Origin of the sequence: Bartonella sp. AP88HLJMH, from assembly GCF_042195605.1 — a bacterium.
Taxonomy (GTDB): Bacteria; Pseudomonadota; Alphaproteobacteria; order Rhizobiales; family Rhizobiaceae; genus Bartonella.
The window spans coordinates 1-6,694 of the sequence record NZ_JBHIOR010000035.1 but is presented as its reverse complement, the minus strand read 5'-3'; the positions used below and the strand labels follow the sequence as shown (position 1 = coordinate 6,694).

Genomic DNA, 6,694 nt, shown 5'->3' with positions numbered 1-6,694 from the left:
CATGCATCCGAGAGAAACGATAAGGGAAAGCTTTGTTGCTTTGATAAAGGCAGCAAAGACGGCAGCTGGTGACAATGTTTTCAATATGCGTGACTTCAATTTATTTATTGAAGCAATGCCAGCTATTAATATCTCAACACAAAGTGAAACAATTGAAGATGGCTATGACTATGGAGTAAGGCGGCGTGTTTTAACGCTAGATGTTGAATGTTATGCGACATGTGAAGATGGAGCACGTTTTGTTGACCAATTAGCATGGCAAATTGAGGAAATTTTCTACGCTAATCCCAATCTTAACAACACAGTTGAGATATGCCGCCTGCAAAATATTGCTTTTGCCTTTGGCGATAATGGCGCCTTAGCGCTCCATGGTGCAATTTTAACCTTTGAAGTCATTTATGTGACAAATATCCCCAACATGGATGAAGAAGAAGGCAGTGTAACAGCAAGAATCGTTGAACCTTTCTTAAGCTTTGAACCAGAAACAGGCGTGAGAAATAAAGATAAATACCATAAAATTGAAGGTGGACATGTTAGAGCGGCGCGATAAAGAGATCACAGATCTAAAGAGACGTGTGGCCAATATGGTTGTGGTGGGGAAGATTAGCCATGTCGACCATAAAAACGCACGCTATCGGATAAAAAGTGGCAATCTTGTCAGTGACTGGATTCCAGACACACAAGCCCGCGCCGGTAAAACACGTTCTTATGAAGGACGCGATGTTGGAGAGCAAGTAATTGTTGTTTCATCATCAGGGGATTTATCACAAGGGGTGATTGTTGGTTCACTTCATACCGATGCTAATCAAGCAGCCGATAAAGGCAGCATTCACCGAACGATATACCCTGATGGAACCAGCCTTGAATATGATGATGAACAAAACACTTATGGAATTCACATCAAATCCGGCGGAAAGTTTATCCTGACAATCGCTGATGGTGTGTCACTAAAAGGTGATGGTGGCAAGCTAGAGCTTACCGCACCGGAAGGCATAAAGATTGTTTCAGAAAGCGATATAAATTTAAACGCAAAAGGCAATATCTCTTTGAAGGCAGGTGATGGCATTTCACTGAATTCGAATGATAGTCTCTCTCTACATTCTGGAAATAATGTTTCCATTCATTCAAGTGGATTAAGACATAACGGCACCAATGTAGGAGAAACCCATGTTCATGGCGGTGTTTCCCCTGGTGGTTCTATGACAGGAGGTCCCAATTGAACAGTGGAATGGACCGTACAACAGGAAAGCCATTGACCGGCATTGATCATTTACGTCAATCAATTCTTGATATTTTGTTAACGCGGATTGGTTCGCGTGTAATGCGTCGTGATTATGGTTCACGTGTTGCGGAACTCATTGATGCACCGGTTAATAATGCTTTTGCTGTTGCTCTTTATGCCGCTGTTGCTGAGGCTTTAGACAAGTGGGAACCGCGTTTTAAATTGAAAAAAATTGATTTTAAAAGGGGTGAGAATGGACACGTTTCTTTATCCTTTGAAGGCATTTATTTGCCATCCGGCAAGCCCATTACCATGGAAGGATTATTGATAAAATGAATGGAGTGCTTGCAAAACCAGACATCATCACAGAACTTTCTTTTGAAGAAATACGCGCTGCTGCTCTTGCCCATTTAAAAGAGCTTTTGCCTGAATATACCATTCTTGAAAGTGATCCGGCCGTAAAAGTCATAGAGGCTTTTAGCTATCGAGAGTTGCTTTTAAGACAGCGTATTAACGAAGCGGCACGCAACAACATTCTTGATTTTGCAACCGGTGAATCTCTTGATGCTTTGGGAAACTGGCATGGTCTTGCCCGCATGGAGGGTGAAAGTGACGAGAGATATCGTGAACGCATACAGCTTCATGCCCGTGGAGGAAACGGAAGTGGAACAGAACCCTATTACAATCTTATCGCCTTAACAGCCGATAGTCGAGTGAAAGATGCGATTATCTATCGTAAAGGCAAAGACCCAACCATCTATGTTGCTCTTTTTGGTAATAATGAAGAAGGAACGGCATCTGAAGATCTCATACAAACAGTTTCAGAAGCTCTTCACAAAAAAAATATCATCATGACCAATGATACAATCATTGTTCACGCTGCTGTTAAAAAAGTGCTGGATTTAGAAGCAGATGTTTGGCTGTTACCAGAAACATCTTTGAAAATTCTCACAACAATGAAAACAAATTTAAGAACAGCATGGCAACAAGAACAAGCCATTGGTCGTGAATTAAGCCTCTCGTGGTGGATTTCAAAACTAATGATTGCTGGTGTCCAGAAAGTGATTGCCATTACCCCAACACAAGACAGTATGGTTTGTGATGAAGAAATTTTATCGATTGGAAAAATCACCTTAAACTTCAAAGGGCGTGCGCGCTAATGGTTGGTTCCCTCCTTCCCACAAACGCGACAGAATTTGAAAAGCGCCTTGCTGATGCTTGCGATTTTCATCAAGATATTGATGGTTCTGTTTTGGGGATTTCACGCGCAAAACTGATCACACGCCCTCCCCGTTTCTTGCCGTGGTTGATTGAAGAATACGGGCTTGGTGAACTGACACCTTATGTTCCAAATCTCTATGATTTGATTGATCAAGGGCTTCAATGGCAGAGGATACGTGGCTCCCTTGCGGCAATAGAGATGGGGCTTGAATGGCTAGAGATTACAGCACGCTTTCAACCCGCCTGGACGGGGCGCGCATGGTGGAACTCCTTTCAACTTGATTTTGATCAGTTGCCTGAACGGAAAAGCCTTGAAGCTATTGAAGCGATTACCGACCTTTCCAAAAGTTTGCGCTCTGATTTTCGCCGTGGGACCTATGGTTATGATGTGCAAGCTGTTGAATGCAATATGTCACGCCTTGATGACAGCATGTTGGAGTATGAAAGCGGTGTTCGCTTAACAGCTGGGGGCACTTTGTTTTCCTTTGGACGCACAACAGAAATCAATCACACGCTCACAAGAGAAGAAGGCAGGCTTATTGGTAATTGGATAGATGATGGGGATGAAGAGTTAAGCTGGAACCAAATTGATTATCCTTGGGATTTGGCAAATTTTCCGTGGTGTTCGGTCAAAAAACATGAACGCGATATGCTTATGGCAGAATGGTTTCATGGTCGCACGCTTTATCTCGTGTTAAGAGACAGCCAAAATAGCGTGATTGGGTATCGCAGATGCTATGCTGTAGCGCCTGTCGAACAGGCTTTGGATGGTGTGTATAGCCATTGTGGTAACAGATTCCAGCCCTCCTCGATGGGCACGGCGCTTCTTGTTGCAGCCCGCACAGATTTTCACGATGTTGATGGCAAACAAGCAGCATTTGTTTCTATTCTCGTTCACGGCATTCCCAAACAAGATGTCCCTCTTGATATCCCCTTTGGAAAGCTTTGGTGTGATGCCAATGAACTAAATGGCGGTGTCGAGATACTCAAAACGCCTGTCACTATTCCTTTGCGTGCTGATGTTCGCGAACAATTCAAGATTTTATTGAGGTTTTAATATGAAGCATGAAAGTGGTTTACCCTTTGCAATTGACAGATCTCGCGGCAAAGAGGAACAACAAAGCGTTGTCTTTTATGGCACGCGTCCCTTTATTCAAAGTGGTGAACTCAATGAGGTTCAAACCATTATAAGGGGGCGGCATGACCGCTTGGGGCGCCTTGTTGCAAAAGAAGGAGACCGCGTTGAACGGGCTGATGCTTTTGTCAACAAAGACACAAGGACCGTCACTTTAACGGATGGCAAGATTTATATTGCCGGTGATATTTTCCCCGTTGCACCAGCTGTACTCAACAATGTTGCCATGATTGGGCGCTTGGAAATTGGTGTGAAGCTGCAAAAAAAATGGATAACACACGAAGATGATCCAGAGCTCTTGGGGCAAGTCCCTGGCACCTTAGCAGAAGGAGAGCCCGGAGCGGCACGCGAAACAGCACAGCTTGTTTGGGCACTGAAAGAGGATGCTCAGAGTGGCACTTTCTTTCCCGTTTATATTTTACAAGATGGTGTTCTGATTGATCAAAAATCGCCCTCACTGCTTGAACCCGCCATGCAAGCTATTGCGACGTACGACCGCGCCCATGGGCATTATATCGTGAGTGGCTGCCGTGTGAGCGCATTGGGAGCAAATAATGGTTGCCAAGTGTTTAGTATTCAAGAAGGAGAAGCCAATATCAATGGCTTTAAACGCAAACGCTTAGCGGCTTTGCGCCATGAAGAGCCAGAGGATTTTTCGACAAGCGTTGTTCCTAGCGAAACGCATATTTTTGCGCCTCCAAAAGGGAAAACAAGTTTCACCTTTAAACCCTATTATTTTCCTATTGCTGATATTCAATCTCTTTTGTTGACAAAAGAAAAAACCGTTAACGTCACCCGTGGTGCCGTTGCCGCTGGGCGTGATGGTGTTCCTGATAAAAGCATCACCGCGTTTATTAAAGTCGTTCAAGGAAGCAAGGAATTTAAAGAAGGCACAGATTTTAAAAAAACCGGAGACACCATTGATTGGGCACCGGTGGGAGACGAACCTTTAGCAGGGAGCAGCTATAAGGTGACTTACCGCTATCGCGCAAAAATCACGGCTGATAAAGTAACAGCGCAGGAAATCACTGTCTCAGGTGGGGCGCAAGGTGGTGATATTATCGTCAGTTACACTTACAAACTCCCCCGCATTGACCGTATAGGTCTCAACACGGGGGGCAATGTGGTTTACATCAAAGGTATCTCAGTAGACCAACCCATGGCACCCAGTGTCCCTGATGATGTGTTGTCCCTTGCAACCATTACCAACAATTGGCTTGAAACGCCGGTTGTGGTTAATGATGGCACCCGTGTTGCCCCCTATGATGAAATGTGGCGCTATTTTCAACGGGTGCTTTCGCTTGACCGTCTGATGCAATTAGAACGGATTAAAAGCAATGTTGACTCTAAAGAGCCTGTTGCCAAAAAAGGCATGTTCGCTGATCCCTTTCTTGATGACTCTTATAGAGATGAAGGCTTTCAACAAACGGGGGCTGTAGGCAACGGCATTTTGCAGCTTGCCATTGACCCAACCTTTTACACTGCTCCTTTAAAAGCGCCTGTTACGCTTGACTGGACAAATGAAGTGATCATTGCGCAAGAGTTGACAACGGCTTGCGAAAAAATCAATCCTTATCAAAATTTTGCGACCTTGCCTGGTACAGTAACCCTTGAACCCGCGACAGACTTCTGGCATGAACAGCGCACCGATTGGCTCTCAAGCGTGACCAATCAAATCATTATGGGAAAACATCGCGGCAGAACTATCCGTAACACAGAAGTGCGTGATGACTTGGTCAATGCACATCAAGAACAAACCGACTTTTTAAGACAAATTACCCTTCACTTTAAAATTGAAGGCTTTGGCAGTAGCGAAATCTTGGAAAGTCTTACCTTTGATGGTGTGAATGTTTTACCAAAAACAAAGCTTGTTGCTAACACCAAAGGCACCCTTGAAGGCACTTTCACGATTCCACAAAATATTACGGCTGGTACAAAAAATGTTGTGGCACGGGGAAAAGGTGGAACCATTGCAACGGGGCTTTTTACCGGTCAAGGTCTGATTGATGTGAAAGTGATGCGGCGCACCACCACTGTGAAGATCTGGACGCAAGTGGACCCACAAGCGCAAGTTTTTACCCCCGATGAAACACGGCAAATCACCGGTATTGACTTTCATCTTTGCAAAATCGGTAATGAGAAGCATGATTTGGTGATTGATTTGGTCACTACAGAAAACGGTTATCCGACCGCCGATATTCAAGCACAAAGCTTTTATTCTATGAAGGGCGCAAAGCTAGGTTGGGCAGAGGCACGCTATGATGTCCCTTTGTTAGTCCCTAATGACCGTCTCACTGCTTTTGTCATTAAAACCGATGATGCTGATCATGCCGTTTCACTAGCAAAGCTTGGAGATTTTGATGCAGAACACCAAAGATTTGTCTCAAGTCACCCTTACGTGACCGGTCCACGCTTTTCTTCTGTCAATGCTAGGAGCTGGACCGCTCATCAAGATGAGGCTTTAGCCTTTCGGGTGTTGGCGGCACGCTACACACAAACAGAAAAGATTGTCGATTTAGGCACCTTTGACCTTGTAGACTGCTCTGATTTGCAAATACGCGCAGCCATTGAATTGCCTTCAAGTGAGTGTTCTGTCATCTTTGAAATTGAACGAAACAATGGCACAATTTATCAACTGCTTCCCTTTCAATTGCTAAGCCTTACTGAATATATCAGTGAAAAGGTAAAGCTTCGCGCTATTCTTAAAGGCACCGAAAAGCTCTCACCCGTCTTGTTTGCGCCTGTTCAATTGATTGCGGGGAAGATCCATAAAGAAGCCACTTATGTCACGCGTGCTTTTGCCTTTGGGGAAAAGGCAAGGTTGACCAGTTATATCAAAACATTTTTACCAGGCGGTGCAACATTTACACTCGAGATGCAACTGGATGATGGTGGTTTCACCCCTTTGAAACTTGACGAAACAGAACAACTCGCTGAACCACTTTGGACAGAACGAAAATTTGTGAGCAGTGACAAAACAGCCAAACAAGCGCGCCTCAAACTCACGCTTACCGGTGGACCGGCAGCGCGGTCCATGGTGCGTGATTTTGGCGCTGGCATATTATAATGGGAAAATGAGAGATGACCAAAACCAAAAAACTCGACATGGAATTGCC

6 protein-coding genes are annotated in these 6,694 nt (G+C 44.6%); all 6 read left to right on the top strand.

Annotated elements, in window-relative coordinates:
• The first annotated feature begins 1 nt into the window (after position 1).
• Genes ACFIMA_RS08970 through ACFIMA_RS08945 form a run of 6 tightly spaced genes read left to right on the top strand, consistent with a single transcriptional unit; the run spans position 2 to position 6,645 of the window.
• On the top strand, positions 2-550 hold the full coding sequence (locus ACFIMA_RS08970) for a hypothetical protein (protein WP_375693412.1): 549 nt from the start codon (positions 2-4) through the stop codon (positions 548-550).
• Positions 531-1,220, top strand: a complete 690-nt coding sequence (locus ACFIMA_RS08965; RefSeq protein ID WP_375693411.1) for a phage baseplate assembly protein V — start codon at positions 531-533, stop codon at positions 1,218-1,220. Before ACFIMA_RS08970 ends, ACFIMA_RS08965 begins: the two co-directional genes overlap by 20 nt.
• Complete coding sequence (locus ACFIMA_RS08960; protein WP_375612353.1) at positions 1,217-1,558, top strand: GPW/gp25 family protein; 342 nt, start codon at positions 1,217-1,219, stop codon at positions 1,556-1,558. Before ACFIMA_RS08965 ends, ACFIMA_RS08960 begins: the two co-directional genes overlap by 4 nt.
• Positions 1,555-2,382 (top strand): baseplate J/gp47 family protein, encoded by an 828-nt coding sequence (locus ACFIMA_RS08955; RefSeq protein WP_375693410.1) that lies wholly within the window; start codon positions 1,555-1,557, stop codon positions 2,380-2,382. Before ACFIMA_RS08960 ends, ACFIMA_RS08955 begins: the two co-directional genes overlap by 4 nt.
• Positions 2,382-3,500, top strand: coding sequence for a phage tail protein (locus ACFIMA_RS08950; RefSeq protein ID WP_375693759.1), 1,119 nt, complete (start codon positions 2,382-2,384; stop codon positions 3,498-3,500). The genes ACFIMA_RS08955 and ACFIMA_RS08950 overlap by 1 nt, the downstream gene beginning before the upstream one ends.
• A 1-nt stretch (position 3,501) precedes the next feature.
• On the top strand, positions 3,502-6,645 hold the full coding sequence (locus ACFIMA_RS08945) for a DUF4815 domain-containing protein (RefSeq protein ID WP_375693758.1): 3,144 nt from the start codon (positions 3,502-3,504) through the stop codon (positions 6,643-6,645).
• The last annotated feature ends 49 nt before the right edge of the window (positions 6,646-6,694 follow it).

Coding starts and splice junctions, on each gene's coding strand:
- ACFIMA_RS08950 (WP_375693759.1), top strand. CDS start 2,382: ATGGTTGGTTCCCTCCTTCCCACAAACGCGACAGAATTTGAAAAGCGC.
- ACFIMA_RS08965 (WP_375693411.1), top strand. CDS start 531: ATGTTAGAGCGGCGCGATAAAGAGATCACAGATCTAAAGAGACGTGTG.
- ACFIMA_RS08945 (WP_375693758.1), top strand. CDS start 3,502: ATGAAGCATGAAAGTGGTTTACCCTTTGCAATTGACAGATCTCGCGGC.
- ACFIMA_RS08970 (WP_375693412.1), top strand. CDS start 2: ATGCATCCGAGAGAAACGATAAGGGAAAGCTTTGTTGCTTTGATAAAG.
- ACFIMA_RS08955 (WP_375693410.1), top strand. CDS start 1,555: ATGAATGGAGTGCTTGCAAAACCAGACATCATCACAGAACTTTCTTTT.